Raw genomic sequence first — 25,330 nt, forward strand, 5'->3', positions numbered from 1 at the left:
CAGCACGACACGCTGAATGGCAGCAATCAACGACCATGCTGCCAAGGCTGGAGAGCACTCGCTCGGTCATATCGACCTGGAACTGCGTCCACGGTGTTGATCATTCGTGCCATGGCTCAATTGCTGCGATAAACTCTGCGACTCCCGGATTCAGCGAGCGGCCTGAGTAAGATCACGAATTAACCGCATTGTGGCTCGAGCACTTGCGGCACGACAGTCACTCAGAGAGCTCGTAGTGCCACTTCGTCATATCGAAGAAACACCTGCTGAACTCTCAGGGTCTATTCCATCCAGAAAACGCCTCATGTCATCGCTTCCGCTTTCCGGCTCGCTGCCGGCCATTACGGCCACGGAAAACGCGAGCAGCGACGAAGACGGGTTGTGGGTGCTGGCACCTGCCCTGAGGTTCATGACAAGTGTCGGGCAAAGAAACAGGGCGAGCCTCAGCACCGTTCGCCAGTCTGCAGGCAGATTGCCTCGCGCCTTCAACTCAGCAAGCAGTGGCCGCCAGAGGAGACGGGCCTTCACCTCCAGCAGGCTTCGTCTCACGCGGCTCAGGGCCCAATTGGTCTCAACGTTGAGGACGCCACCGCCATATTCAGCGCGCACGCGATACCGACGCTCGGCCTCAGCGGGATCGTACAGCCAGAGGGGGTGGGCTAGGATGTTATGGAAAGTCGCCTTGATCTCTGCGAGAAGCGTCGGAACATGCGTGCCCGCAAAGGCTGGATCGAAGAACGAAAGCACCGCTTCCTCGCCGCTCCTTGCGTACCAGACATTGGCGTTATGGGCGTCGCCGTGCGCGGTGACACCCCCGGCGTCGGCGAGTTTTTGTGGGCGCAGCCGGTCGGCCGCGGCGGCGAAGAGTTCGCCGACAGTCCGCTGGTATCGCAGGCCGTTGATGACGAAACGGGCCCTGGAGAAGGCCTCCCAATCAAGCTCCACATCAGGAAAACGGAAGGTTCGACCAACGTAGAAGTTCGCGTAACGGCCGCCGGGCATGGTCCGGCTTTCCGGATCGATCATCCGTTCGTAGAAAAGTCGGTGAATGGGCTCCGACGCCACCTCCTCGGCCGTCACCGAGTGCAGCGTTCGGCGATAGACGGAGAGAAGCTCGGCAGAGAGGCGGCGCTCGGCGGCGACCGCGATCGCCTCCTCGTCGAGGTTCGGATTGAGATCAAGATCCCTGAGCACATCGGAAAATCGCCGGTCGTTGCGACGGCGGTAAATCAGGATCTGCTCTCCGGGAAGCGCGGACATGTGGATGGGCTGATCCACGGGAATGCCCGCTCTCGCGAGGATGTCGGCGCGGTAATATTCGCCGGACATCGCCTCCTCGCCCTCCTCCTGGTGGAACTTGAAGAAGAACTCGCCCGCCTTCGTCTCGAAGAAGCCGTTGAGCGAATTGAGGCTGTAGCGGTCACGATTGATGATGACGTTTTCCGCGTCGAGATCGAAGATGTCCTTGAGCAGCAAGGCCAGCATGCTGGCCGCCTCCCGTTCGTCGGTGAGGGCCACGCGGCGGATTTCCGCGGTTCTGCTCGGTGAGGACATCATTAACCCCTTTCACACCCGGGGCGACCGGGATCGACAAGTGACATGCTTGCACCGTGGCGCGCGACGATCCTGCTTCCCACCGTATCAACGCACCGAGCCAGGCGAATAGCGGCTACCGAGCGTGTAGCGGCTGCCGTTATAGGTGAGCCTGTTGACCGTAGCGACCGTCGAACCCGACCAGGTCCGGCGATGGAGGAGCAGGCAGGGTTCGCCGGGGCGGATCATCAGAAGGCGTGCCGTGTCCTCATCCGCCGCGACCGCAGCAATGACGTGTTCGACTTCGGTCAGCGGCGTGCTTTGCTGCAAATAGTCATAGGTGGTGATCCTGGTGAAGTCCTGCTTTTCGTAATCCGGCACCAGTTCCGTATTGACGAAACGTTCTTCGAGTTGCACCGGCACGTTGTCCTCGAAATGCACAACCATCGAGTGGCCGACGGGTCCCCGTGTCCCGAACTCGAAGGCCGCGAGCAACTCCGGCCCCGGCTCGGTCGACTCCAGCACGACAACTTTCGCTGCATGGCGGCCACCGCGCTGGCGTATCTCGCTCGCAATATTGTTGATCTCAATCAGGGTGGATAGCGGTTTCGGCGGCGCAACGAAGGTGCCGACGCCCTGAATACGGATCAGAAGTCCGTCCGACGTCAATTCGCGCAATGCCCGATGGATGGTCATGCGCGAAACACCCAGTTTTGAAACGAGCTCGTGTTCCGAGGGCAGCTTGTGGTCCTGCCCCCATTTGCCGCTACCGATGTTGCCGAGAACATAGTCCTTGACCTTCTCGTAGAGCGGTCCGGCCGTGGAACGAAGATTGGTCATAGCCCATTGCTCTCCACGTTTGTTCGATCCGTCCGCTCCGGATCGGTGCGAATGCGAATGATTGTCTTCAGTCCGGATGTTGATCCGCCGAGCAGCCGTTCATAGGCTGACGGGATATCGTCGATCGTTATTTCCTCGTCGATGATGAGCCGCAACGCCGTCTCCAATGATGGAAGCAGGGAGACGGCCTCGGGCAGCTCGTCCGTGAAAGCATGGCAGCCAACGAGCGAGATCTCGCGCTCGACAAGGATATTCGGATCGAGGTCGATCCGCCCATGCGTAATGCCGACAAGCGCAATCGAACCGCCACCGGAGAGGAGATCGACAAGCCCGGCAAGCACGCCGATATTGCCGGTGGCATCGATTGCATAGCGGAGGACCCTGTTACCCAAAGCCGCGGCAATCGGGCCTCGTTCGAGTGTCACGACTCTCGCCCCGGTCACCTCGGCGACACGCGCGGCGCGCGCCTCGTTGCGGTCAGCAACGAGAAGGGGGCCGTCGTGGAACCGGGAAAGAAGAACCGCCGCCAATCCGCCGATCGGCCCGCACCCGACGATCAGCACCGGTTCATGGCTAGGAATGGTCTGCTTGCGCACCGCATGCAAGGCCACCGCGAGAGGTTCCGCCATCGCCGCAATTGCGGGATCTAGCGAAACAGGGTGCTTGACGAGGAGACGTGCCGGCAATTCAGTTTCCTCCGCGAAGCCGCCGTCGCAAACCTCGCCGACAAAGCCCAGCCGTTCACAGATATTCTGGCGTCCACTCCCGCAGGCGGCGCATGCACCACACCAGAAACGGCTGTCGGCAACCACGGGATCGCCGGGGGCGAACCCCGCCACGCCCGCCCCCGTAACTGTGACAATGGCGGCGAACTCATGGCCAGCAACCGACGGAGACCGGCTGATCCATTGTCCAGTACGGTAATTGTGAAGATCCGAACCGCAAATCCCGGCGGCCGTGACGGCGAGCCGCACCCAGCCCGGCTTTGGCGCGCCCGGCGCTTCGATCTCCTCGACGCGCAGATCGCCGGCCGCATAGAGTCTCGCCGCCTTCATACTTTTTCCTCTCAAGTCCGGAGGTAGGCGTTGCGCACATCCGAGACCGCGTTCTCGTGCGACGAGAACCCTTCGTAGCGGGCAAGCGTGCGCGCATGCTTGGCAAATTCGGGATAGGCCGATGCGGTCACATAGCCGATCGAGGAGCGCTTGACGAAATCGGTCACCGAGAGCGGACCAAAGGTGCGCGCCCAACGGCTGGTGGGCAGGACGGCGTTCGGACCGAGGCCGAAATTGCCGATGCTGACCGGTGTATGCGGTCCCATCAGAATTTCGGCAGCTTCGGTGATATGCCCGAGATGCGCGAAGGGATTGGTGGAGAGTATCTCCAAATGCTCGGGCGCGTAGTCATTGACAAAACGATAGCTCTCCTCAACGCACGAGGTAAGAATGATACCACCGCACTTGCCCCCGAGCACGGCGCTCGAAAACTGCACGCGCTGTTCGGTCATGCGTCCCCAGTGTTTCGGCAGCGCCTTCAGGGCCTCGTCGGCAACACGACGGCTGTGGGTTACTAGATAGGCGGAAGAATCGGGGCCGTGTTCGGCCTCGATGAGGAGATCAAGCGCTGCCAAGCCGCCGTCGACAGTATCGTCTGCAAAGATGATTGCTTCGGACGGGCCAGCTGGTAGGCCTGGATCGATGACGCCGGCAAGCAGACGTTTCGCCGCAACGACCCAGGGACTACCGGGACCGACGATCTTAAGCGCCGGTTTGATCGTCTCTGAACCATAGGCAGCAGCTGCCACGGCCTGAGCGCCGCCGCACTTGTAGACGGTTTCCACGCCGGCAAGCCGGGCGGCGACCAAGGTCGCGGCATCGACTGAGCCGTCAGGCGCCGGTGGCGTGAAGATTGCAAGCTCCGGCACGCCGGCGACGACGGCGGGAACGGCGGTCATCATGGTGACCGACGGGAACGCGCCTTTGCCGCGCGGGATGTATAACGCCACCGATTTGATCGGTGTGAAGCGGTCACCAGCATAGGCGCCCGGACGCATCTCCTTCAGCCACATGGCCTCTGGCTTCTGCTCTTCGTGGAAATGCCTGATGTTGTCGATACCAAACTGGATCGCTTCAATGACGTCCTTCTCGACCAGATCGAAGGCAGCGTCGAACTCGGCTTCCGTCGCCTTCAGCTTTCCATCCTCAATATCCGCCTTGTCGAGTTCGCGACCAAAGCGCACTAGTGCTGCATCGCCCTCGGTTCGCACCGCCTCGATGATCGGTTTTACCCTTTCGATGAAACCGGAAAGGTCGGTTTCCGAGCGCCGGAGAAGCGCCGCCCGCGCGCCTGAATCCAATTTGTCGAGTTCGTGGAAGGAGACATTCGTCATTGGAGTTTCCTTGTAGTTGGCGGCGTGTGGCTACCGGCGTCCTGTTATCACTTCGATTTGAGGAAGATATCCAGCCCGACCAGGCGATCGAGCAGGAAGATGGCGGCCGCCGCACAGGCAATGAAGACGACGGAAATCGCGGCCAAGTCGGGCGTTATGATCGAGCGGATCGAATTGTAGATCTGCACCGGCAAGGTGACGATGCGCGCATCGACCAGAAGCAGGCTCACCAGAAACTCGTTGAGCGCCAGAATGAACATCAGCAGCGATCCGCTGATGATCCCCGGCATGACGGCCGGCAGCGTCACGAAAAGGAACGTCTGCAGCGGGCCCGCGCCGCAATTGGCGGCGGCAAGCTCCAGATCGGGATCGAGGCTTGCAGCGCTTGCCGTCACCGCCCAGATCATGAAGGGCAGATTGATCACGCAGCAGGCGATGCCGACAGGCCAGAGCTGGCCGAGAATGCCAGCATTGCCGAAGATCAGCATCAGACCGATACCCGAACCGATCAAGGGTATGGTGAATGGCAGAAGCAGGTAGACCTGGATCGCTTTTTCGAAGCGCACCGCATATTTGGCAAGTGCTATTCCGGCGAATGTTCCGGCCGGGATCGCGACCAGGGTGCACACGCCCGACACAAAGACCGAGCGTAGGAAAGCATCGCGAAGATCGGTCGCCTGCAAAATCGCCGCATACCATTTGAGCGACAGGCCTTCAGGCGGGAAAGTAATCATGTTGCCCGAAGTGAAGGAGGCTCCGAGCACGACGATGGTCGGCGCCGACAGCATGATGAGGGCGACGGAGACGAAAGCCCAGAGAACGATGGATTTGCTGATTGAGGCGTTCACTGGCGCGCCCTTCCCATGGCAAGTGTTCCCGCGCCGAAGAGCGTAAAGACGATGCCGACGAGCAACGAGCCGACGGCGACGAGCATGAGGGCCAGCGTCGCGCCAAGCCCTTGATCCGACGTGCGGAAGAACTGGTCATAGATGGCGTTGGCAATGAAATCCTGCGAGCCGCCGCCGAGGATCGCGGGCATGGCAAAGTCGGTCAGCGACAGCGTCACGACGACGAGGCCGGCGCCAACGAGGCCGGGGCGCGCAAGCGGCAACACGACATGGATGAAGCTGCGCACCCAGTTGGCACCAAGCGACGCCGACGCCGTTTCCAGTTCCTCCGGTATTGCCGTCAGCGCGGGAGCGAGCATCAGCACCGCGAAGGGTAGCATGTATTGGACAAGACCGAAGAGGACTGCCGGATAATTGTAGAGCAAGCGAAGCGGCGCGACACCGACCAGGCCCAGAGCCTCGTTGACCATCCCCTGGTTGCCGAGAATGATCAGCCAGCCATAGGCACGCACGACCTGACCGATGAAGAAGGGTAGAAATAGCGCGATCAGCAGCAGCTTGCGCAGGCCCGCCGAACGGGTACGCACCATCATGTAGGCATAGGGAAACGCGAATGTCAGCGTCACGATGGTAACGATCAGAGACCCGATAAGACTGCGCGCCGCCACGATGGCGAAGAACGGCTCCGTGACCGCCTTGTGATAGTTTTCCAGTGTGTACTCTTCCGAGAGCAGGAAAGTACTGGTGTCGAGCGTCCTCAGGCTCGAGTCGCCGATCTGGATGAGACCGAGAACGAGCAGGCCGACCAGCAGTACCGCCGGCGCCAGCATGAGATATGGAATCGTGCGCTTGAAACTTGCCGGCCAGACGAAGGCGGCGAAGGCTTCCAGCGCATCCATAATGCGCCATGTCATCGGATAGGCTGTTCGAGCGGCTCGCATGGAAGAATTCCTGAAGTTGAACAGGCTGAACGGAGCCGCCGCCGAAGATGCGGCGGCTCGTCAAAAAGACTCAGCCTTGCATGATCGCCTTGAACTTCGCGAACCAGTCGCTCTCGTTCTCCACCTGAATCTTCGAGGAAATCCGGATCAGGTGTTTGAAGTCCTCCTCCTTTGTCGGGTACGAGGGATCATTGACGAGATCGGCGGGCGGCGTGAGGCCAGGCACCACGCCCGGCAGGCCGAGACCGTCGAGCCAGACCTGCTGCGCCTCCTTGGTCAGCGCGTGATTGATGTATTGCTTCGCCCAGTAAAGCTCATTCTCGGGGAGGCCCTTCGGAATCCAGAGGCCATCCGTGTCGAACTTGGCGCCCTCCTCAGGAATGACCCACGCAATCTCGATACCGTTCTTGCGTGCTTCTCGAGCATTGGTGGAAATGGTGCAAGCGGCGTCGATTTCGCCCTTCTGGAACCAGGTGGTGAAATCCGGATCTTCACCGAGCAGCGGTTGCTGCTCCTTCATCTTAGCGATGAAGTCCCAGGCCGGCTGCATGTTGCCCGGTATGTCCTCCAGCTTGCCGCCACCGGCAACCTGCGCCGGAAAATGGAAGCCGATGCCGTCGTTGTAGAAAGCGATGCGGCCCTTGAACTTCGGGTCGAGCAGATCTTTCCACGACTTAGGCGCCCCGTTCGGAAAGGCAGACGGCCGATAGGCGAGAACATAGACGTAGCCGTAGGTATTGACGATCGGATATCCCTCGAGGCCGACGGGCTTTGCCAGCTCTGTGACATTCTTGAGGTTCGGCAGGTCGGAAAGGTCTTCGGTCACGCCGCGCAGCGCCGATTTCGTCGCGTTCGTGGTCGTGTCCCAGTTGATGTGGATTGGCGGCACGCGTTTTTGTGCGACGGCCGCCCAGACCTTCGGCTGGATCTCGTTGTCTTCGGTCAGGTCATGCCGAACGGCGATGCCGGTCATTTTGGTGAAGCTGTCGGAGACGCCGGCCTTCAGGCTGTCGACCCAGCTTCCGCCCCAGGCGCGAACGATGATTTCGCTTGGTTTTTCCGGCTCCTGTGCGAAGGCGCGCGGCATGCCCAGCACTGAGAGGCCTGCCGCACCGCCAAGGGCGGCCGCGCCCTGGAGAAAGCTGCGCCGACGCAACGCCGGCAAAATCGAATTCTGTCTGCTCATCTTCGTTCTCCTCTGGTTATCCGGTGAACCGGTTTAGCTATTGAAAACAAGGACGTCCCGGCTGTTCCAGCCGAGAGAAACCACAGCACCCGGCTCATACTGGATGTGGTCGACCGGATCGTGATCAAAGACCCTGAGCGCCTCGCCGGCAAGCGCCGGAACGCGGACCTCGTAGACGATGCGCTCACCCTCGAAAATCGCATCGCAAACCGTGCCTTCGAGCACGGTTTCGAGACCGGAGAGAGACGCCGCATTGGCCGCGATGCGGATCTGCTCTGCCCGAATGGCACCGGAGGCCCGCTCCCCGACGCGCGGTGGACTGCGCTCATCGCCCACAATGCCGGCAATCTCTATCGCATCCTGGGCAATGACAGCACCGCTACCGTCGACTCTGCTCACCGCGCCGGAAATGAAATTGGTGACCCCGATGAAGTTTGCGACGAAGGCATTGCGTGGGTTTCGATAGGTCCGCGTCGGCTGCGCCTTCTGCTGGATTTCACCCGCGTCCATGACGATGATTTCGTCGGAGACGACCAGCGCCTCTCGCTGGTCGTGGGTGACGTTGATGGTCGTCACGCCGAGCTCCCGCTGAATCCGGCGGAATTCGAGCTGCATTTCTTCGCGCAGCTTTCGGTCGAGTGCGGCGAGCGGCTCATCGAGCAGCAAGAGATCGGGCTCGAAGACAAGCGCGCGGGCGATCGCCACGCGCTGCTGCTGGCCCCCGGAAAGTTCATGGATGCGCCGGCCGCCATAGCCGCCGAGCTTGACGAGATCGAGATAGCGCTCGACCCGCTCCGGGATGGTGCGAGCATCCTGCCGGCGCATCTTCAGGGGAAATGCGACGTTTTCGGCAGCCGTCATGTGTGGGAACAATGCCAGCTTCTGAAATACCATGCCGATGGAACGGTGATGGGCTGGGACGGCGCTCACGGCTTTGCCATTGATGACGATTTCACCGCTTGTCGGAGCCTGAAACCCTGCAATCATCCTAAGAAGCGTCGTCTTGCCCGAGCCAGAGGGGCCGAGGATCGTGAGGAACTTTCCTGCAGGCAGGTCGAAAGAGGCGGATTTGACGGCGTGAATGCCGTTATAGACCATGTTGACATTCTTGACGGATACCGCGATCGGGCTGGTATTTCCGGTCACATGCTGCATGACTTCCCCTCGATACCGGCTTGTGCAATCCGTTTTCTTATTGTCTATACATCTACATACATTATTGTCAAACAGTTTCTGGGCACTATTATTTTCTGCCTATTTTTTAATCTATTGAATACTTGAAAGCCACTTATATGGAGGCCAGATAGCCGCCATCGAGTGGAATGCAATGTCCCGTCACATAAGCTGACGCGCCACTCGCCAGAAAGACGACAGCACCGGCGACATCTTCCATTGCGCCAAACCGGCGCTGCGGAATCTTGGTGAGCATTGCTTCCTGCCATGCTTTGTCCTCGTAGAAGACGTCCGTCATTGCCGTGCGGAAATAACCGGGCGCAATCGCGTTGACACGGATATCGAGAGGGGCCCATTCGGCGGCAAGCGCCCTGGTCATTCCGAGCAGGCCCGACTTCGATGAGCCATAGGGTACCGCCGTTGGCACGCCGACATAGGAAGTCAGCGAACAGAGATTGATGATCGCCCCTGCCCTGCCTGCGGCAGACATCTGTCTTGCGGCAGCCTGCGCGCAGAAGAAGGCCCCCTTGAGATTGGTCGAAACGATCCTGTCCCAAAGGGCTTCATCGACGTCGACCGATGGCCGGATTTCCTCGTAGCCGGCATTGTTGACGAGGATATCGAGGCCGCCAAGCCTCTCATCGGCAGCCGCGACAGCCTCTGCGCAGGCCGAAATGTCTCGCACATCGAGAGAAAGCGGAACGACCTGGCGCCCCAACTGCGTGATCTGGCCGCATGTTTCCTCCAGCGCGCTGGCTTCGCGGGCCGTGATGGCGACATCCGCGCCAGCGCTGGCGAGCGCTGCCGCGATCGCCTGGCCAATGCCGCGGCTGGCCCCCGTTACGAGCGCCTTGCGGCCGGAAAGGCTGAAAAGGGTGGAAACTTCCATGGTCTCGATCTCCCTTCGAACGGCATAGGATACAGCACACCACGTTTGATATTAAATGTCTATACATATCTGTACAAATTGCGCCGACTGCGCTTATGATGTGCCGCAGCTAGAGTGGAGATTGATGGAAATGCCGAAATCCGTGTCGCTGGTCCGCCCCGAGATAAGGAGCATTTTGCCCTACAATGCCGGTCTCACACTCCAGGAGGTTCGTGACCGCTTCGATCCTCCGCAAATCGCGAAACTTGGCTCCAATGAAAATCCGCTTGGTCCCTCCCCGGCCGTCGCGGCCTCGCTTGCAAACAGCATCGAGTTGTTCCGCCTTTATCCCGATCCTTCTGGACGCGAGCTTGCGCAGCGGCTGGCGGCTGACTTCGCCGTCAGCGACAGCCGCATCATCCTCGGCAACGGCTCGGAGGATCTCATTGCTGTCGTAGCGCGAACAGTCCTGCGCCCGGGAGACCGGGTCATAACGCTCTACCCCTCGTTTCCCCTCCACGAAGATTATGCCACGCTCATGGGGGCGAAGGTTGATCGCGTTGGTCTTCGAGCAGACCTGTCCATCGACACGGAGGCCTTGCTTGCGGCGGTTGCGGGGCCGGCGCGAATGGTCATCTTCGCCAATCCCATGAATCCGGTCGGAAGCTGGCTGACAAGCGGTGAACTCGGCCAGGTTATAGCTGCCGTTGACGACAACGCCCTCATTGTGATCGACGAGGCCTATGCTGAATATGCCGCGGGCAACGACTATTCTTCCGCCCTGCCACTTCTGGAGAGGTCGGGCAAGCCATGGGTCGTGCTGCGCACCTTCTCGAAGGCATACGGCCTTGCCGGGCTGCGCATCGGCTTTGGTGTAGTCAGCGATCCGGAATTGCGCTCCTATCTCGACCGCGCCCGAACGCCGTTCAATACAAACGCCATCGCCCAGGCCGCTGCCGTGCTTGCGCTTGGCGACACCGATCATCTCCATGCGACAGTGGCGCATGCCACGCGTGAACGGGAGCGGGTAAAAACGGCCCTGCTCCAGCGCGGTCTGCGTGTCGCGCCGTCGAAGGGGAATTTCCTGTTCATCGATGTTGGACGAAATGGCTCAATAGTCGCAGAGGCCTTGCTGAGGCAGGGGGTCATCGTCAAGCCGTGGAAGCAGCCGGGCTATGAGAACTTCATTCGCGTAAGCATCGGAACGTCCGAAGAAAATGACCTGTTCACCACGGCCCTGGCCAGTGCCCTTCGCGACCATTCGTCGTGACTCTCTAATCGAAGCACGGCAACGGCAATCATTGCCGTCTCTTTCCACCACCATGGAATGAGAGGTTTTTCACAGCGTCAGGTCAGACGCAAAGCTCGACACCAGAATTTGGAGCCTTTTGTGTAGAAGGGGCCCCCAGCGCCGTCCCAGACAAAACCGCATCAATTGCATCATCTCGTGGAACTGACATTCGGATTAAACCCATGGCGCTGGCTTCGTCACCTCGGCATCCTCAATCTTCGCGTCCGGTAGAGGTTTCGCTGTAGACCCTAGCCTCACCTCTCGCACCACGGTTTCAATCTCGCTAAAGTGTGTCGGTTCCGCCATGCCATACCGCGTGCCTTTAGCAATTAGAATGGCCCAGCGACGGTGATATTGGCTCAGCGATCCCCGGAACCGGGGAGCCCAAGCCCAACTTTGAACCCCCGTCGCCGTTAGGCCCGGCCGTAGCCCGTCAGCGCGGGCAGCAGGCGCCGAATGTGTGTGATCCGCGCTTAACCGACGTGATAACCGCCATCCACCGGCAGCGTGACACCGGTGACGAATTCAGCTGCGGGCGAGGAAAGAAAGAGAACGGGCCCGACCACGTCTTCCGTCGTACCCCAGCGCTTCAGCGCGGATCGATCGCTGATCTTGTTTTCGCTTTCAGGTACCGACCACAAGGGCTTGGTCATGTCGGTGCGATGATAACCCGGCGCAATCGCATTCACGCGCACACCATCACGGCCATATTTGTGCGCGAGTGCCCGCGTCAGGCCGACGATACCGGTCTTGCTGGCCGTGTAGGCCGGCACTGTCTCGTCGGCAAGATAGCTCAGCATGGACGCGATGTTGACGATGCTGCCCCGCGTCGCCTTGAGCAGCGGGAAGGCCTCGCGCGAAAGCCGCATGGCGCTCGAGAGATTGATGTCCATGACATCCATGAAGGTCTCTTCATTCCATTCCGCATCCGGCCGGGCGACCCCCTGGCAATTGACGAGTACGTCGAGGCGGTCGAGCCCGGCAAAGAATGCGGCAACGGCAGCCTTGTCGCGCACGTCGAGACGTTGAAAGTCACGTCCGCTGCCGCTCTCAGCCCTTGCCGCGACGAGGCGGCTTTCCGAGCTACCGGTTGCGATGACAGTCGCGCCGGCTTCCGCAAAACCCTTGGCGAGAGACAAACCGATGCCGCTCGTGCCGCCGGAGACAACCACCGTCTTGCCGACAAAAAGTCCGGCCTGGAATGTGTCCACTTCCTTCATCTTCTCCTCCGAAGTCACACGAGCGCCTTGAGCGCCTCGACGACCATATTCTCTGTCACCTTTATCGGCTCGTTATGAATGATTTCGCCGGACCGGCAGGCGCGCTTCGCGACAATCGCAAGCTTTTCCGGCGTCGCTTCCGTGATTCCGATGTCGCCGAGTTTCGTCGGCAGACGCACGGTAAGGCAGAATTGCCGGACGCGCTCATAGTCTTCCTCCAGCCCGTGCAGCTTCAGTCCGGCGAGCACACCGATTGCAACTTTCTCGCCGTGCAGGTGGTGGTGGACGTCATCGAGTTCGCAGAGGCCGTGATGGACAGCATGGGCCGTTGCAACGCCGCCAGACTCGAAGCCGATGCCGGAAAGGAGGATATTCGCTTCCACCACGCGTTCAAGCGCGGGGCCGGCCTCCCGTGCATCGCATTCTCCGAGCGCTAACGCGCCAAACTCGAAGACGGTGTCCCGGCAGAAACGGGCGACTTCATAGGCGAGCGGCACGCCCGGCATCTTCATGCAGTTGAAGGCGCCGCTTCGGCGGCAGGATTCCGCCTCGTACCAGGTGGCAAGCGCATCGCCGATCCCGGCCGCGAGGAATCGGGCGGGCGCCTTGGCGATTAATGCTGTATCCACCAGCACAAGATCGGGATTGCTCGGCAGGAAGGTATCGTAGGCAACGGTGCCGTCCTCATTATACACCACGGCGAGCGCGCTGCATGGCGCGTCGGAGGCCGCGATTGTCGGAAAGACGATGACGGGAAGCGCTGCGTCGCGCGCGGCCGCCTTCGCGGTGTCGAGCGCCTTGCCGCCGCCAGCGCCGACGATCACTGAAGCCCCGGCGATCCTTGCCGCCTCGGCCAGGTTCGCGATCGCCCACTCGGAACATTCGCCGCCATGGCGGACGATCTCGATATCCGGACCGTTTGCGAAGGACGCCTCGATATCCGCTTTCAACAGGTCGAAAACGCCATTGTCGAGAAGGACGATCGCCTTTTCGCCAAAGCCCCTCGCCTCCTCGCCGAGCCGCGCGATCGTGCCGGCGCCCTGGATATAGCGTCCGGGAAAACGCGCGCCGCGCACGGCGCCAGCCTGATCGGCCTTCACCAGCATACGTAGCCTCCATCCGCGAGTACGATGGAGCCGGTCATCAGGCTCGCCGCGTCGCTTGCGAGGAAGAGGATGACCGAGGCGACCTCGTCGGTGCGGCCCAGCCTGTTCATCGGCGTTCCGCCGACCCAGTGGCGATACATCTCCTCGTCCTCGTAGACATATTTGTTCATCTCCGTATCGATGTAGGTCGGCGCGACGGAGTTGACGCGCACCCCGCGCGCGCCCCACTCGGCCGCGAGCGACTTCGTCAGGTGATGCACTGCCGCCTTCGACGCGTTGTAGTTTGCCTGTTCCTGCGGGCGGTTGACGATGAAACCCGACATCGAGCCGACATTGACGATAGAGCCCGATCCCTGCTTCAGCATGGTGTTGCCGAAGGCGCGGCAGCACCAGAAGACGCCATTGAGGTTGACATCAATCACCTTGTTCCAGACCTCGTCCGCCATCGTCTCGGCCGGATGATTGGAGATCGCGATTCCGGCGTTGTTGATCAGCACGTCGACGCGTTCGTGGCGGGAGACGATCGTGTCGTGCACGGCCTGCACGGCCTTCGCGTCCGTCACGTCGAGGATCTCGCTCTCCACGGAATAACCTTTGACCTTCAGGCCGTCCGTTGCGGTGGCAAGCACATCCGCATTCATGTCGGTCAAAACGACAGTGGCGCCAGCTTCGGCGAGCGCTTCGGCTGTCGAGAGCCCGATACCGCGCGCGGCGCCCGTGACGACGGCGACCTTGCCGGTGAGCTTGAATTTATCGAGATACATGTCAGGCGATCCTTGGGACGGTAAGGGTTTCAGATGAGTTAGAGAGGAGCGGCCGAAGCGTCGCGACGAGACTGTCCGCCTCCGCAACTATCGTTCCGGCAGGAAAGGCGATGTCCGGGCGATGTGGCTCGGGCCAGCCGATGACGGTCATGCCCGCCGCAAGTCCGGCGTAGGCCCCGGGCGCGCTGTCCTCCACGACGATGCAGTCGGAGGGCTCGATACCGAGCAGCCAGGCGGCCCGAAGATAGGGCTCCGGGTCCGGCTTGCCGTAGCGAACATCGTTGCGCGTCACGCTGACCAGGCCAGGCGCCTGAAGGCCAATGGCTGAGAGGTTGGCGCTGGTCAGCATGCGATCGGAATTCGAGACGACAGCCATGGCCGCTCCCGACGCGCGGACGAACGCCATTGCCGCATCGGCCCCCGCGCGCTTTCTTAGGCCGTTGGCGCGATCGATATAGGCGGCATATTTCCGCCCGACCAGCTCACCTACACCCGGCGCAAAGCCGATCGTCTCGACGAGCAACCTATGGCAGTCGCCGATCGCCATTCCCGTGATGCGCTCGCCAAACCCCTCTGGCAGCGCATAGCCGAAGCTTTCGACAGCCGCCGCCATCGTCTCGAAATGCAGCAACTCGCTGTCGACCAGCGTTCCGTCCATGTCGAAGAGAACTGCTTTACGGCTCATGAGGGCAACCGGTCCAGATCATCGTAGAGCGATTGGCTGTGGAAATAGAGCCTTTCGAAGAAGCCCTGCATCGGCCGGTAGGTCTCCGCCCATCGGCGATCCGGCAGGATTTCTTCGGAGTAACGGACATAGGCCTCGGCCGCATCTTCCACCCGCGAATAGAGCCCGGTAGCGGTTGCCGCCATTGCCGCGCAACCGACGATGCCGCATTCGGCCTCGGCCGGCACGAGGATCGGAATGCCGTAGACGCTCGCCTTGATCTTCATCCAGAGTTTCGTCTTGGCGCCACCGCCTGATGCAATGACACGCTCGATCGGCGCGCCCGAGATTCTGTCGAGAGTGTTGATGTGCCGCTTGACCGCGAAGGCAACGCCCTCGAGGATCGCGCGGTGCATATGCGCGAGCCCATGCGCCGCGCCGATACCAAAGAATTGCGCCCGAGCATTGCGGTGGTCGCCGAGCCGCTCGCCGCTAAGGTAAGGCATGAAGAAGAGGCGGTCGGCACCCGCTGGCGCCTCGGCTGCCTTGGCGACGATCTCCTCATAGCCGACCTGCTTCTCGTGAATGGCACGCCGCGCCCAGCGCATGGCGTCACCACCGGATTCGAGCAGCATGAATGCGCCCCAATTACCCTCGACGGTACCGACGTTCGAGACTCGTGCATCGAGCAGCGGCTTTTCGGCGATGGCTGTGATGATTGCCGAGGTGCCCATCACCTCCGAGCCGATACCGGGCCGGCAAACCCCGGAGCCGAGCAACGCAACCGGATAGTCGCCGCCACCGACAAGCACAGGTGTTCCTTCTCGAAGGCCCGTCTCGCGCGCCGCTTTGGCGGTTACGTGGCCCAAAATCTCGACGGGGTTGCGCAGCGGCGCGAGTTTCGCCATGTCGAGGCCAAGCAGAGAGATCATCCGTTCGGACCATTCGCCCGTGCGCGGATCCATCAGGAAGCTCGCGCCACCGTCGGTGCGATCCATCGCGACCTCGCCGGTCAGTCTCAGGTTGATCCAGTCCTTGGGCATGAGGACGGCAGCCGTCCGGCGCCAGGCTTCCGGGTCACTGTCGCGCAACCATTGCAGCTTGAAGCCGGGCCAGGCGGGCGTCGCGGGATTTGCGCTGTCGGCGAGATAGCTGTCTGGCCGGTGTACCTTCTCAAAGGCCGCGACATGGCCGATCGTGCGCTTGTCGTTCCACAGCGGCGCTGTCTCGCGGGCGAGATCGCCGCGGTCGTCAACCAGCACCGTCCCGTGCATCTGGCCGCAGGCCGAGATGGCTGCAATTCGGCGGCTGGCGTCTGGCTCACTGGAGAGAACTTCGCGGATCGAGGCAATGACGCCGTTCCACCAATCGATCGGCCGCTGCTCGGACCAGCCGAATTGCGGCACGATCTGCTCGTGCTCGCGCGCCGCGATCTCGACCACTTTGCCGCGCCGGTCGACGAGGGCCGCGCGAACGCTGCCAGTTCCAACGTCGATCGTCAAAAACAAGTCTTCAGACATGAACCCACCCATCTCCGCGTCCTCCACCCGGGCACTCGCCCGGGCGGGTGTGCTGCGGCCCTGGATCACTTCACTGTTTCATAGAGACAATGAGAGGATCTAACTCTTTGAAGCGACGCAATTCCGGACGGAAAACGATTACACATTGTTCCTGAAATTGCTCTAGCGGCGCAGCCAGTTGGATGCGTATTGCAGGAGCATGGCGCCAATGATGATGCAACCCATGAAGACCTGCTGATGATAGCCGGGCACACGGGCGAGATTCATCATATTGGCGATAATGCCGAGCACAATGACGCCGATAAAGGTGTTGAACGCGCCCCCGCGCCCACCCATCAGGCTCGCGCCTCCAATGACCACGGCGGCGATCGCGTCGAGTTCCGCACCGACCCCGATATTGGCCGAACCAACGCCGGTTCGGCTGGCGGAAACGACACCGGCGGCGGCGGCGAGCGCGCCAGAGATGACATAGACCGACATGGTATACCAAGCCACCGGAATGCCCGAGAGCCGGACCGCCTCGACGTTCGAACCGATCGCCTTCACGAGACGGCCGTACCGCGTGAACATCAGCACCGTGCCCGCAACCAGGAACACGAACGTCATCAGGATCACCGGATACGGAACGCCCGCAATCGCGCCTGAGCCGAACGCAGTTATCGCTGCGCCGCTGTCGCCCATCACGATCGGCTGGCCGGCCGAGATGATCAGCGAGACCCCGCGCGCCACTGTCATCATCGCGAGTGTCGTCACGAAGGGCGGCAGCTTCAGGAAGGCGACAAGCACGCCTGAAACCAGACCGCAAGCCGCGCCGGCAAATAGAGTTGCTGTCATCGAAAGGCCGGTCCCGTATTGCTGGATCAGGATCGCGGAAAGGACGCTGCCGAGGGCGGCGACGGAGCCGACTGAAAGGTCGATGCCGCGCGTCAGGATCACGAATAGCATGCCGATCGCCATGAGGCTGGTCCCGGAGATCTGGCGCAGAACGTTCAAGATGTTGCGCTCGGTCAGGAACACGTCTGACATCGAGGCCGCCACGATGACCAGCGCAACCAGGATCGCGATCGTGCCGTAGCGCTGCAGGATCTGGCTGACGTTCAGCGACGGGCGAGTGGTTTCGGCTAGGTCTGACATGGTGCTGCTCATGAGTTCACAACCATCTTTTCGGGCGAGGTGACGGTGTTCACCATCGCAAGCTTCAGGAGATTTTCCTCAGTGTAGTCTTCGGGTCCGAGTTCGCCCGTGATCTCGCCCTCCCGCATGACGAGGATGCGGTCGCAGAGCCCGAAGAGCTCCAGGTGCTCGGAAGAGATGACGAGAACCGCCCGCCCCTCGGCGGCGAGTGCCTTGATCAGCGAATAGATCTCGGTCTTCGCGCCGACATCGACGCCGCGCGTCGGTTCGTCGAAGATCATGATGTCGCCATCGGCATGGAACCACTTGGCGAGCACGACCTTCTGCTGGTTCCCGCCAGACAGGCTGGACGCCGGATCGTTGAGGCTGCCGGCTTTAAGGCGCAAGCGTTTCGCGAGGTTCTCGACCGCCGCCCGCTCGACGGCGCGGCGCACGAAGCCGAAGCGGTTCACGAGGGGCCCGAGTTTCGCCATGGTCGCGTTCACCCGGATCGGAAAGTCGAGAATGAGCCCCTGCTCCTTGCGGTTTTCGGGGACAAGGCCAATGCCCGCCTTGACCCCGTCGCCCGGCGAGCGGATCGACTTTTCCTTGCCATGCACGAAAATGCGGCCGGACTGCGCCCGCTCCGCCCCGAAAACCAGTCGGACGAATTCCGTTCGGCCCGCCCCGACAAGCCCGCCGAGCCCGACGATCTCGCCCGCGCGAACGCTGAGCGACACGCCCTTGATGCGGTCTCCATCCGAGAGGTTCTCGATGCGCAGCACCTCTGCGCCAGGCCGGCGCTCGACACCTTCGCCGAAAAGCGCCTTCAGCGACCGACCCACCATCATACGGATGACGTCATCGATCTCGACCGCGGAACGGTCCACGGTCGCGACAGACGCTCCGTCCTTCATGACGGTAATGCGGTCGGCGATGCGGAAGACCTCGTCGAGACGGTGGGAAATATAGATGACACCGACACCGCGGGCGCGAAGCGTGCGGATGATGCCGAGCAATCGTTCGGCGTCCTGTACGGAAAGCACAGCCGTCGGCTCGTCGAAGACCATCACGCGGGCGTTGCGCGACAGCGCTTTGGCGATCTCGACCACCTGCTGGTGCGCGACGGAAAGGTCGCCGACGGTCGCGCCCGGGTGAATCGAAAAGCCGAGGCTGTCGATAAGCTCGCGCGCCCGCCGGTTGAGGTCGCGCCAGGAAATGACGGAGGGAATTTCGGAAAGGAAGATGTTTTCAGCGACGGTCAGATCCGTCGCGAGCGCCATTTCCTGATGGATGATCGCGATTCCCTTCGAGATGGCGTCCGACGGAGAGCGAAAATGTGGCTCCTCGCCCACGACTTTCACCATGCCGGCCTCGGCGATATATTCGCCGCCGAGCACCCGCATGAGGGTCGACTTACCCGCGCCGTTCTCGCCGAGAAGCGCGTGGACTTCGCCTGGCCGAAGCGCGAAATCCACGCCCTGCAGGGCATGAACGCCGCCGAAGGATTTGCGGATGCCCGAAAGTTCTACGAGATTTTCCATAGTGCGATGTCTCTTCGACGCAGGGGTCCGCTTCCTGGCGACCACCGTCGGGTGGTGGCCGGCGAGCCGCGAAGGACCCGCCGGCCTGGGAGGATCAGTTGATCAGAAGACCGCGTCGGCCTTGTAATACTGGTCGACATTGTCCTTGGTGATCGCCGTGGGCGTCGTGTAGGTAATCTTCGACGTGTCGCCCGGCAGCTCTCCGTCGAGTGCCTTCTTGGCGAGGTCCACGGCCGTCGAGGCGACGAGCGCCGGATCGTTGAGACCGGTGGCGCCGTAAGTGCCCTCCTTGATCATCTGGAGCGCTTCCTTCTGCCCGTCGGCAGCGGCAAGCAGCAGCACGTCATCGACGCGGCCCGCCTGTTCCAGCGCCTTGCGGGCGCCGAGCACCATGGAATCATTCTCCCCGAGCACAACGTTGATGTCCGGATTGGCCACCAGAAGGTCTTCCATCGCCTTCAGGCCACCCTCGTGCCCCCACAGCCCCCAGCCCTGACCGACGACTTCGAAGCGGGCCCGGCCTTCGTTGCGCAGCTGGCCCTCGAGCAGGCCGGCCAGCACGCCGAGGCGGCGCTCCTGCCCCACCTCATTGCCCTTGTCGCCGGAAAGCAGCGCGATCTTCAGGTCCTTGCCCTTGGTCTGGTCGGCCAGCCACTGGCCGACGAGCATGCCGTTGCGGCTGTTGGAAGACTGCACCAGTGTCACGAAATTCGCCGTTGGGTCGAGGGTGGAGTCGATGACGAAGACCTTCACGCCGGCGGCGGAGGCGGCGTTTACCGCCGGAACCATGCCCTTGCTGTCGCGCGGATTGACGATCAGTGCGCCGATGCCCTGGGCGACCATGTCCTCGATGTCGGCGATCTGCTTGTTAAGGTCGTTCTGCGCGTCGGCCGAGATCACTTCGCACCCGAGCTCTTCGGCATGTTTCTTGGCAGAAACTTCCTGGGCGGCGAAATAGGGCGCGTCGAGCGTCTTCATCGAAATGCCGATCTTGCAATCGGCGGCCGCGGCGGCGCCGATGGCCAGCAGCGAGGCGGCAGCCGCCAATGCGATCTTCAGGGCGGTCCTTGGTATGCGGGTCATGATTTCTCCTCCGGGTGGACGCGATTGATCGCGAGCCAGTTTTTCTTGGCTGAAATGTAGCGTAGTTACAGACTTTTTTTCCGTCAACATAAAATTTCGGGCACAGGGCGATTTAATGCGCTGCAAAACGGCGTATTTTTGCACTTGTCAGATTTTTGCCAGTCATTTATGTAATTTTCCTACGTAACTGCGGAGATTGAAATGTTGAGAGAACCGGTCACGAGCGTCGTCGACGCAAGCAGAGGCGGAATGAGTGGAAACACCGGGCGCTATGAAAAGCGGCTGAGCGACCTCGCAGGCCTTTACGAGGACGCCGCCGCCCATTCAGACCTCACCCGCCGCCTCGATGACCCGGTCGTCTACGCGGTCGAGGACTTTCGTCCGGGCGATCATGCCGGCGACCTGATCTATGGTGTGACGCGGATGATGCCGGGCCTGATCGGCCGCGAATTCTTCCTGACGCGCGGCCATATTCACGCAAAGGCCGACCGCCCGGAAATCTATTACGGCCAGAAGGGCAAGGGGCTGATGCAGCTCGAATCGCCCGAGGGCGAGACGCGTATCGTCGAGATCGGTCCGCAGACAATCTGCTACGTGCCGCCCTACTGGATCCACCGATCCATCAATGTCGGCGAAGACGACCTCGTCATGGTCTTCGCCTACCCGTCCGACAGCGGCCAGGACTACGGGATCATCGAAGCCTCGAACGGCATGCGCCATCGCGTCATGGCTGATGGGAACGGTGGCTGGAGCCTTGTCGAGAACAAAGACTACCGTCCGCGCAGCGGCGAAAACATCGCAGACCTGATGAAACGATACGCGTAAGAACCGAACGGACGCAAGGAAAAGCCCTATGGACAACTCTATCGACCTGATCGCCAGCCTCGGCGTCGTGCCCGTCATCGCGATCGAGCGTGTCTCCGACGCAGTGCCGCTCGCCGATGCCCTGCTGGAAGGCGGACTGCCGGTGGCCGAGATCACCTTCCGCACGCAAGCCGCCGGCGATGTGCTGGCGGCGATCCGTGACGCGCGACCGGAGCTCTGCATTGGCGCCGGCACTATCCTCGACAAAGAGAGTCTGGATCGCGCGATCCAAAGCGGCGCCCGATTCGCTCTCGCACCCGGCTACGACCCTGAGATCGTCGACGCTGCGAAGGCCGCCACCCTTCCCTTCTGCCCCGGAATCATGACGCCTACGGACCTCACTCTTGCCACCGCGCATGGCGTCCGGCTGGCAAAGTTCTTCCCGGCGGGCGTTGCGGGCGGCCCGAAGGCACTCTGCGGCATCGCCGCTCCCTTCGCCCACCTCGATGTCCGCTTCATCCCTACAGGTGGCGTCACCCAGGCGACGATCGGCGAGTGGCTTGCGGTCAGGCACGTCGTTGCCGTTGGCGGCACCTGGATCGCCAAGACGGAGGATATCCGGGAGGGCCGCTTCGCCGATATCTCCCGCAACGCGGCAGAAGCCGTGAAGGCAGCCAAGGAAGCCCTGGAGAAGCGCGCGTGACCCTCTATCAGCCAGCTAAGCAGGCGACGCTCTATTTCATCGGCGTGACAACGGCCAAAAGCTCGATCATGAAGGTCTTCCCGGCATGGGCGGAGCATCTCGGCCTGAAGGACGCCGTCATCGAAGGTATCGACTTCAAGCTCCACGACGACCCGACCGCCTACCGTGCCGCCGTCGAATTCATCCGCGACGATCCTCTTTCCATGGGCGCGTTGGTGACGACGCACAAGATCGACCTCTTTGCGGCCTGCAAGGACCTGTTCAACGTTATCGATCCCCACGCGAAGCTCATGGACGAGACGAGCTGCATCTCGAAACGTAATGGCAAGTTTGTCTGCCATGCCAAGGATCCGATTTCCTCCGGCCTTGCAATCGATGGCTTCCTTGGTGAGGGCTATTTCGCCCGGACGGGAGCCGACCTGTTTTCGATGGGCGCCGGCGGATCGACAATCGCGATCACTTGGCACCTGATGCGCCGTTCGCGCGACAGGGACGTGCCCGGGCGTATCGTCGTCTCCAACCGGAGCCAGCATCGACTCGACGAGATAAAGCGCATTCATGAAAGCGTCGAAAGCGATGTGCCCGTCGAATACGTGCTTGCCCCGAAACCCGAGGACAACGATGCCGTGCTTGCCGGCCTGAAGCCCGGCTCGCTTGTCATCAATGCCACGGGCCTTGGGAAGGACGCGCCGGGCTCGCCTTTGTCTGGTGCCGCACGTTTTCCCGAGAAGGCGGTCGCCTGGGATCTCAATTATCGCGGCGAACTCATGTTTCTCGACCAAGCACGCGGCCAGCAGAAACAACGCGCGCTGCAGGTCGAGGATGGATGGACCTATTTCATTCACGGCTGGACGCAGGTCATCGCCGAGGTTTTCGATGTTGAAATTCCGACATCCGGCCCCTCCTTCGATCGCATCTCCGAAATAGCACGCGAGGCAGCAGGACGATGACGACAACCGCCCGTATCCTTGTAACGCCTCGCTCGCTCACTGCAGAACCGCATCCGGACGTGGAGCGCCTGCGCGATGGCGGGTTCGACGTCGTCTATTCGCGCGCCGGCGCCACGCCCACCGAAGACGAGCTTCTTGAGCTTGTCCCCGATTGCGTCGGCTGGCTCGCGGGTGTCGAACCGGTGACCCCACGGGTCGTCGAAGCGGCTGGCAATCTGCGGGTCATCAGCCGCAATGGTGTTGGCGTCGATAATCTTCCTGTCGACATGCTGGCAAAGAAGGGCGTCAAGATCATGATTGCCGAGGGGGCGAACGCGCTTGGCGTTGCCGAACTCACCATCGGCCTCGTCTTCAGCGCCTTGCGCTCTATCCCGCGCGCCGATGCAGGCATCAAGGCGGGCGACTGGCCGCGCATGCGCGGCATGGAAATCCGCGGCCGGACCGTAGGCATCATCGGATGCGGCGCGATCGGACGCGAGGTGGCGCGCATGGTCGTCGCTCTCGGCGCAAGAGTCATCGCCCATGATCCGGCGAGGCCTAATCTCGACCTGCCGTCGAGCGCTTTTGAGTATGCCGACGTCGATGACCTCATGGGCGAGGCGGAAGTCCTCTCCTTGCACTGCCCCCTGCCGAAGGACGGCTCCTCGTTACTCGACCGCAAGCGCCTGCATTCGGCGCGTCCCGGGCTCGTGCTCGTCAATACGGCGCGAGCACGGCTCGTCGATGAAGACGCCCTGATCGAAGCGTTGGACGCCGGACAGGTTGGTTGTTATGCCACGGATGTTTTCGAACCCGAGCCTCCGGTCTCCCTGCGCTTGGCAGGCCACGAACGGGTCATTGCAACGAGTCACATCGGGGGCTTCACGGCAGAAAGTATCGACCGCGCGACCCGGATCGCCGCCGACAACCTACTTTCGGCGCTCAGGGGTTGACAAACGATGACGGGTCGATTGAGGGAAAGGCGGTTTAACGGTTCGCTGGCCGAGCAATTGGCAAAGCCGTCCGGAAGCGCGGAGCGCCTCCTCTGGCTGGGACAGGCCGGTTTCGTCGTGGATATCGCGGGCTGCCGCGTGGTCATCGACCCTTATCTTTCCGATTCCCTGGCGGAGAAATATCGGGGAACGCAATATCCGCATCAGCGTATGATGCCGCCGCCGATCGAGCCGACAGGTCTGATCGGGGTTGACTATGTTCTTTGTACGCATGCCCATACCGATCATATGGATCCGGGAACGCTGCCGGGCCTGTTCGCTGCCAATCCGTCGGCGCGCCTGGTGGCTCCACGGGCAGTGCGGTCAGCGGCGCTCGAACGATCTGGGCTTAGTGAGGAGCGCATTCTCCTGGTTAATGCTGGCGAGACGCTTGACCTTGCGGAGGGTCTTCGTCTCGTTGCCACCCGCTCCGCCCACGAAACCTTGGAACAGGACAACAGTGGCAATCACCGGTTTCTCGGCTTTATGCTCGAGAGCCCCAACGTGAAGATCTGGCATTCCGGCGACACCATTCCCTTCGACGGTCTTGTCGAGGAGGTCAAAGCAATGCAGCCTGATATCGCGCTCATGCCCGTAAACGGCCGCCGGCCAGAGCTCTCGTCCCGAGGCGTACCGGGCAATCTCACGCTGCCCGAAGCGGTTGACCTCAGCAGCGCTATCGGCGCGGGTACGATCGTCGCCCATCACTATGGCCTATTCGATTTCAACACGATCGGTCCGGAACTCATCGATTCCGTAGCGCGATCAACAGTGTTTCCGCGTCTGCTCAGGGCAAGAGAAGCAATTGCTCTCGAATGGGCTGCGTCTTAGCATAGGAGCCGATTAAAAGGACATTGCTCATGGATACCGATTCGCGCATCGAAGGGCGCGGCCTTGGCGGACGAAACATCGTAGAAGTCATCCGGACGATGCGTCCCGAACTGCGTAAATCCGATAGAAAGGTGGCCGATGTCGTCCTAGAGGATCCGCGTCGCATTCTGAATGCGACAGTCGGTGAGACAGCGGCTTTAGCCCAGGTCAGCCAGCCAACTGTTCTGAGATTCACGACGGCCGTTGGCTGCAATGGCTTTCCCGATTTCAAGATACGCCTGGCGCAAAGTCTCGCGCTGGGCACTCCCGCGACGCATTCGGTGCTGCTGGATACCGACCAACCTGAGACAGTGGCCGAGAAGATCTTCGATTACACGATGACGAGCCTCGACTGGGCCCGTTCCCGCTTGGACAAGCAGGCGATGAACAAGGCGGTCGATATCCTTACGGCGGCCAAGTCGATCGTTTTTTTTGGCTTCGGCGCATCAGGCATCGTCGCGCGAGATGCCCAGCAGAAATTCCCCCTCTTTGGCGTGCCTTGTGGCGCCGAGCTGGATTCGCATCAGCAAGTCATGGTTGCCTCAATGATGAAGGAGGGAGAGGTCGCCTTCGTCATTTCCAACACCGGCACGACGCGTTCGATTATCGAGATCGCCCGCATCGCGCGCGGTAATGGGGCGACCGTTATCTGTCTGACTGGATCGGACTCCCCCCTGACCAATTATTGCGACGTCTCATTGATCGTCGAGACGCTCGAAAACACGAACATGTACACGCCGACGACCTCGCGCATCGCTGCCCTGGTCGTAATTGATATTCTTTCCACAAGTGTCGCAATGCGGCGACCCTCAGAGTATCAGGCGCGCATCCATCAAATGAAGCGGCAATTGTCCGATATGAGGCGCATGCAACCTCTTTGAGCGGTATCCAGTTTGTTGACGTCGGCAACGCTACTCTCGATTTTCGGAGATGAAGCGGCCGCAAGGAA

At 61.4% G+C, this 25,330-nt stretch carries 24 protein-coding genes; 7 read left to right on the plus strand and 17 right to left on the minus strand.

What is annotated here, in order from left to right; genetic code table 11:
- Nucleotides 1–246: 246 nt before the first annotated feature.
- From ILFOPFJJ_RS27345 to ILFOPFJJ_RS27385, 9 genes are all read right to left on the minus strand, one after another.
- Nucleotides 247–1,485, minus strand: coding sequence for a hypothetical protein (locus ILFOPFJJ_RS27345; RefSeq protein WP_376741459.1), 1,239 nt, complete (start codon nucleotides 1,483–1,485; stop codon nucleotides 247–249).
- 156 nt (nucleotides 1,486–1,641) lie between these two features.
- Entirely contained in the window at nucleotides 1,642–2,373 is a 732-nt protein-coding gene (hutC, locus tag ILFOPFJJ_RS27350) for a histidine utilization transcriptional repressor HutC (RefSeq protein ID WP_173513709.1), read from the minus strand.
- Nucleotides 2,370–3,428 (minus strand): zinc-dependent alcohol dehydrogenase, encoded by a 1,059-nt coding sequence (locus ILFOPFJJ_RS27355; RefSeq protein WP_173513710.1) that lies wholly within the window; start codon nucleotides 3,426–3,428, stop codon nucleotides 2,370–2,372. The genes hutC and ILFOPFJJ_RS27355 overlap by 4 nt, the downstream gene beginning before the upstream one ends.
- 11 nt (nucleotides 3,429–3,439) lie before the next feature.
- Entirely contained in the window at nucleotides 3,440–4,762 is a 1,323-nt protein-coding gene (gene hisD / locus ILFOPFJJ_RS27360) for a histidinol dehydrogenase (RefSeq protein WP_173513711.1), read from the minus strand.
- A 47-nt stretch (nucleotides 4,763–4,809) separates the two neighbouring features.
- The gene (locus tag ILFOPFJJ_RS27365; protein WP_173513712.1) at nucleotides 4,810–5,610 is read right to left on the minus strand and encodes an ABC transporter permease subunit; all 801 of its coding nucleotides are present in this window, start codon (nucleotides 5,608–5,610) and stop codon (nucleotides 4,810–4,812) included.
- Nucleotides 5,607–6,551 carry an ABC transporter permease gene (locus ILFOPFJJ_RS27370; protein ID WP_173513713.1) on the minus strand — a complete coding sequence of 315 codons (945 nt, stop codon included), beginning with the start codon at nucleotides 6,549–6,551 and terminating at the stop codon, nucleotides 5,607–5,609. The genes ILFOPFJJ_RS27365 and ILFOPFJJ_RS27370 overlap by 4 nt, the downstream gene beginning before the upstream one ends.
- Before the next feature lie 70 nt (nucleotides 6,552–6,621).
- On the minus strand, nucleotides 6,622–7,737 hold the full coding sequence (locus tag ILFOPFJJ_RS27375; RefSeq protein WP_210267597.1) for an ABC transporter substrate-binding protein: 1,116 nt from the start codon (nucleotides 7,735–7,737) through the stop codon (nucleotides 6,622–6,624).
- A gap of 33 nt (nucleotides 7,738–7,770) precedes the next feature.
- A complete protein-coding gene (locus tag ILFOPFJJ_RS27380; RefSeq protein ID WP_246299814.1) occupies nucleotides 7,771–8,892 on the minus strand; it encodes an ABC transporter ATP-binding protein in 1,122 nt (373 codons plus the stop codon).
- 133 nt (nucleotides 8,893–9,025) lie between these two features.
- Nucleotides 9,026–9,799 (minus strand): SDR family NAD(P)-dependent oxidoreductase, encoded by a 774-nt coding sequence (locus tag ILFOPFJJ_RS27385; RefSeq protein ID WP_173513714.1) that lies wholly within the window; start codon nucleotides 9,797–9,799, stop codon nucleotides 9,026–9,028.
- Nucleotides 9,800–9,929: 130 nt separating this feature from the next.
- Between ILFOPFJJ_RS27385 and ILFOPFJJ_RS27390 the strand changes: the two genes are divergently transcribed.
- Nucleotides 9,930–11,048, plus strand: coding sequence for a histidinol-phosphate transaminase (locus tag ILFOPFJJ_RS27390; RefSeq protein WP_173513715.1), 1,119 nt, complete (start codon nucleotides 9,930–9,932; stop codon nucleotides 11,046–11,048).
- A 494-nt stretch (nucleotides 11,049–11,542) separates the two neighbouring features.
- Here the strand turns inward: ILFOPFJJ_RS27390 and ILFOPFJJ_RS27395 are convergent, their stop codons facing one another.
- The 8 genes from ILFOPFJJ_RS27395 to ILFOPFJJ_RS27430 form a co-directional block, all read right to left on the minus strand.
- Nucleotides 11,543–12,289, minus strand: a complete 747-nt coding sequence (locus ILFOPFJJ_RS27395) for an SDR family NAD(P)-dependent oxidoreductase (RefSeq protein WP_173513716.1) — start codon at nucleotides 12,287–12,289, stop codon at nucleotides 11,543–11,545.
- A 14-nt stretch (nucleotides 12,290–12,303) separates the two neighbouring features.
- Nucleotides 12,304–13,395, minus strand: a complete 1,092-nt coding sequence (locus ILFOPFJJ_RS27400; protein WP_173513717.1) for a glycerol dehydrogenase — start codon at nucleotides 13,393–13,395, stop codon at nucleotides 12,304–12,306.
- On the minus strand, nucleotides 13,386–14,159 hold the full coding sequence (locus ILFOPFJJ_RS27405) for an SDR family NAD(P)-dependent oxidoreductase (protein WP_173513718.1): 774 nt from the start codon (nucleotides 14,157–14,159) through the stop codon (nucleotides 13,386–13,388). Before ILFOPFJJ_RS27405 ends, ILFOPFJJ_RS27400 begins: the two co-directional genes overlap by 10 nt.
- A gap of 1 nt (nucleotide 14,160) precedes the next feature.
- Entirely contained in the window at nucleotides 14,161–14,844 is a 684-nt protein-coding gene (locus tag ILFOPFJJ_RS27410; protein ID WP_173513719.1) for an HAD family hydrolase, read from the minus strand.
- Nucleotides 14,841–16,343: a xylulokinase gene (locus ILFOPFJJ_RS27415; RefSeq protein ID WP_173513720.1), complete on the minus strand. Its 1,503-nt coding sequence runs from the start codon at nucleotides 16,341–16,343 to the stop codon at nucleotides 14,841–14,843. Before ILFOPFJJ_RS27415 ends, ILFOPFJJ_RS27410 begins: the two co-directional genes overlap by 4 nt.
- A 162-nt stretch (nucleotides 16,344–16,505) precedes the next feature.
- Nucleotides 16,506–17,489 (minus strand): ABC transporter permease, encoded by a 984-nt coding sequence (locus tag ILFOPFJJ_RS27420; RefSeq protein ID WP_173513721.1) that lies wholly within the window; start codon nucleotides 17,487–17,489, stop codon nucleotides 16,506–16,508.
- The gene (locus ILFOPFJJ_RS27425) at nucleotides 17,486–19,000 is read right to left on the minus strand and encodes a sugar ABC transporter ATP-binding protein (RefSeq protein WP_173513722.1); all 1,515 of its coding nucleotides are present in this window, start codon (nucleotides 18,998–19,000) and stop codon (nucleotides 17,486–17,488) included. Before ILFOPFJJ_RS27425 ends, ILFOPFJJ_RS27420 begins: the two co-directional genes overlap by 4 nt.
- A gap of 102 nt (nucleotides 19,001–19,102) precedes the next feature.
- The gene (locus tag ILFOPFJJ_RS27430; protein WP_376741460.1) at nucleotides 19,103–20,074 is read right to left on the minus strand and encodes a sugar ABC transporter substrate-binding protein; all 972 of its coding nucleotides are present in this window, start codon (nucleotides 20,072–20,074) and stop codon (nucleotides 19,103–19,105) included.
- A gap of 204 nt (nucleotides 20,075–20,278) precedes the next feature.
- Between ILFOPFJJ_RS27430 and ILFOPFJJ_RS27435 the strand changes: the two genes are divergently transcribed.
- The 6 genes from ILFOPFJJ_RS27435 to ILFOPFJJ_RS27460 are packed head-to-tail and all read left to right on the plus strand — an operon-like array spanning nucleotide 20,279 to nucleotide 25,262.
- Nucleotides 20,279–20,908 (plus strand): glucose-6-phosphate isomerase, encoded by a 630-nt coding sequence (locus tag ILFOPFJJ_RS27435; RefSeq protein ID WP_376741461.1) that lies wholly within the window; start codon nucleotides 20,279–20,281, stop codon nucleotides 20,906–20,908.
- A 28-nt stretch (nucleotides 20,909–20,936) separates the two neighbouring features.
- Complete coding sequence (gene eda / locus ILFOPFJJ_RS27440) at nucleotides 20,937–21,590, plus strand: bifunctional 4-hydroxy-2-oxoglutarate aldolase/2-dehydro-3-deoxy-phosphogluconate aldolase (protein ID WP_173513725.1); 654 nt, start codon at nucleotides 20,937–20,939, stop codon at nucleotides 21,588–21,590.
- Nucleotides 21,587–22,540 carry a shikimate dehydrogenase family protein gene (locus ILFOPFJJ_RS27445; RefSeq protein WP_173513726.1) on the plus strand — a complete coding sequence of 318 codons (954 nt, stop codon included), beginning with the start codon at nucleotides 21,587–21,589 and terminating at the stop codon, nucleotides 22,538–22,540. The genes eda and ILFOPFJJ_RS27445 overlap by 4 nt, the downstream gene beginning before the upstream one ends.
- On the plus strand, nucleotides 22,537–23,472 hold the full coding sequence (locus tag ILFOPFJJ_RS27450; protein ID WP_173513727.1) for a phosphoglycerate dehydrogenase: 936 nt from the start codon (nucleotides 22,537–22,539) through the stop codon (nucleotides 23,470–23,472). The genes ILFOPFJJ_RS27445 and ILFOPFJJ_RS27450 overlap by 4 nt, the downstream gene beginning before the upstream one ends.
- A gap of 6 nt (nucleotides 23,473–23,478) precedes the next feature.
- Entirely contained in the window at nucleotides 23,479–24,342 is an 864-nt protein-coding gene (locus ILFOPFJJ_RS27455; RefSeq protein WP_173513728.1) for an MBL fold metallo-hydrolase, read from the plus strand.
- Nucleotides 24,343–24,371: 29 nt separating this feature from the next.
- On the plus strand, nucleotides 24,372–25,262 hold the full coding sequence (locus tag ILFOPFJJ_RS27460; RefSeq protein ID WP_173513729.1) for an SIS domain-containing protein: 891 nt from the start codon (nucleotides 24,372–24,374) through the stop codon (nucleotides 25,260–25,262).
- The last annotated feature ends 68 nt before the right edge of the window (nucleotides 25,263–25,330 follow it).

The organism is Sinorhizobium psoraleae (assembly GCF_013283645.1).
Classification (GTDB): Bacteria; Pseudomonadota; Alphaproteobacteria; order Rhizobiales; family Rhizobiaceae; genus Sinorhizobium; species Sinorhizobium psoraleae.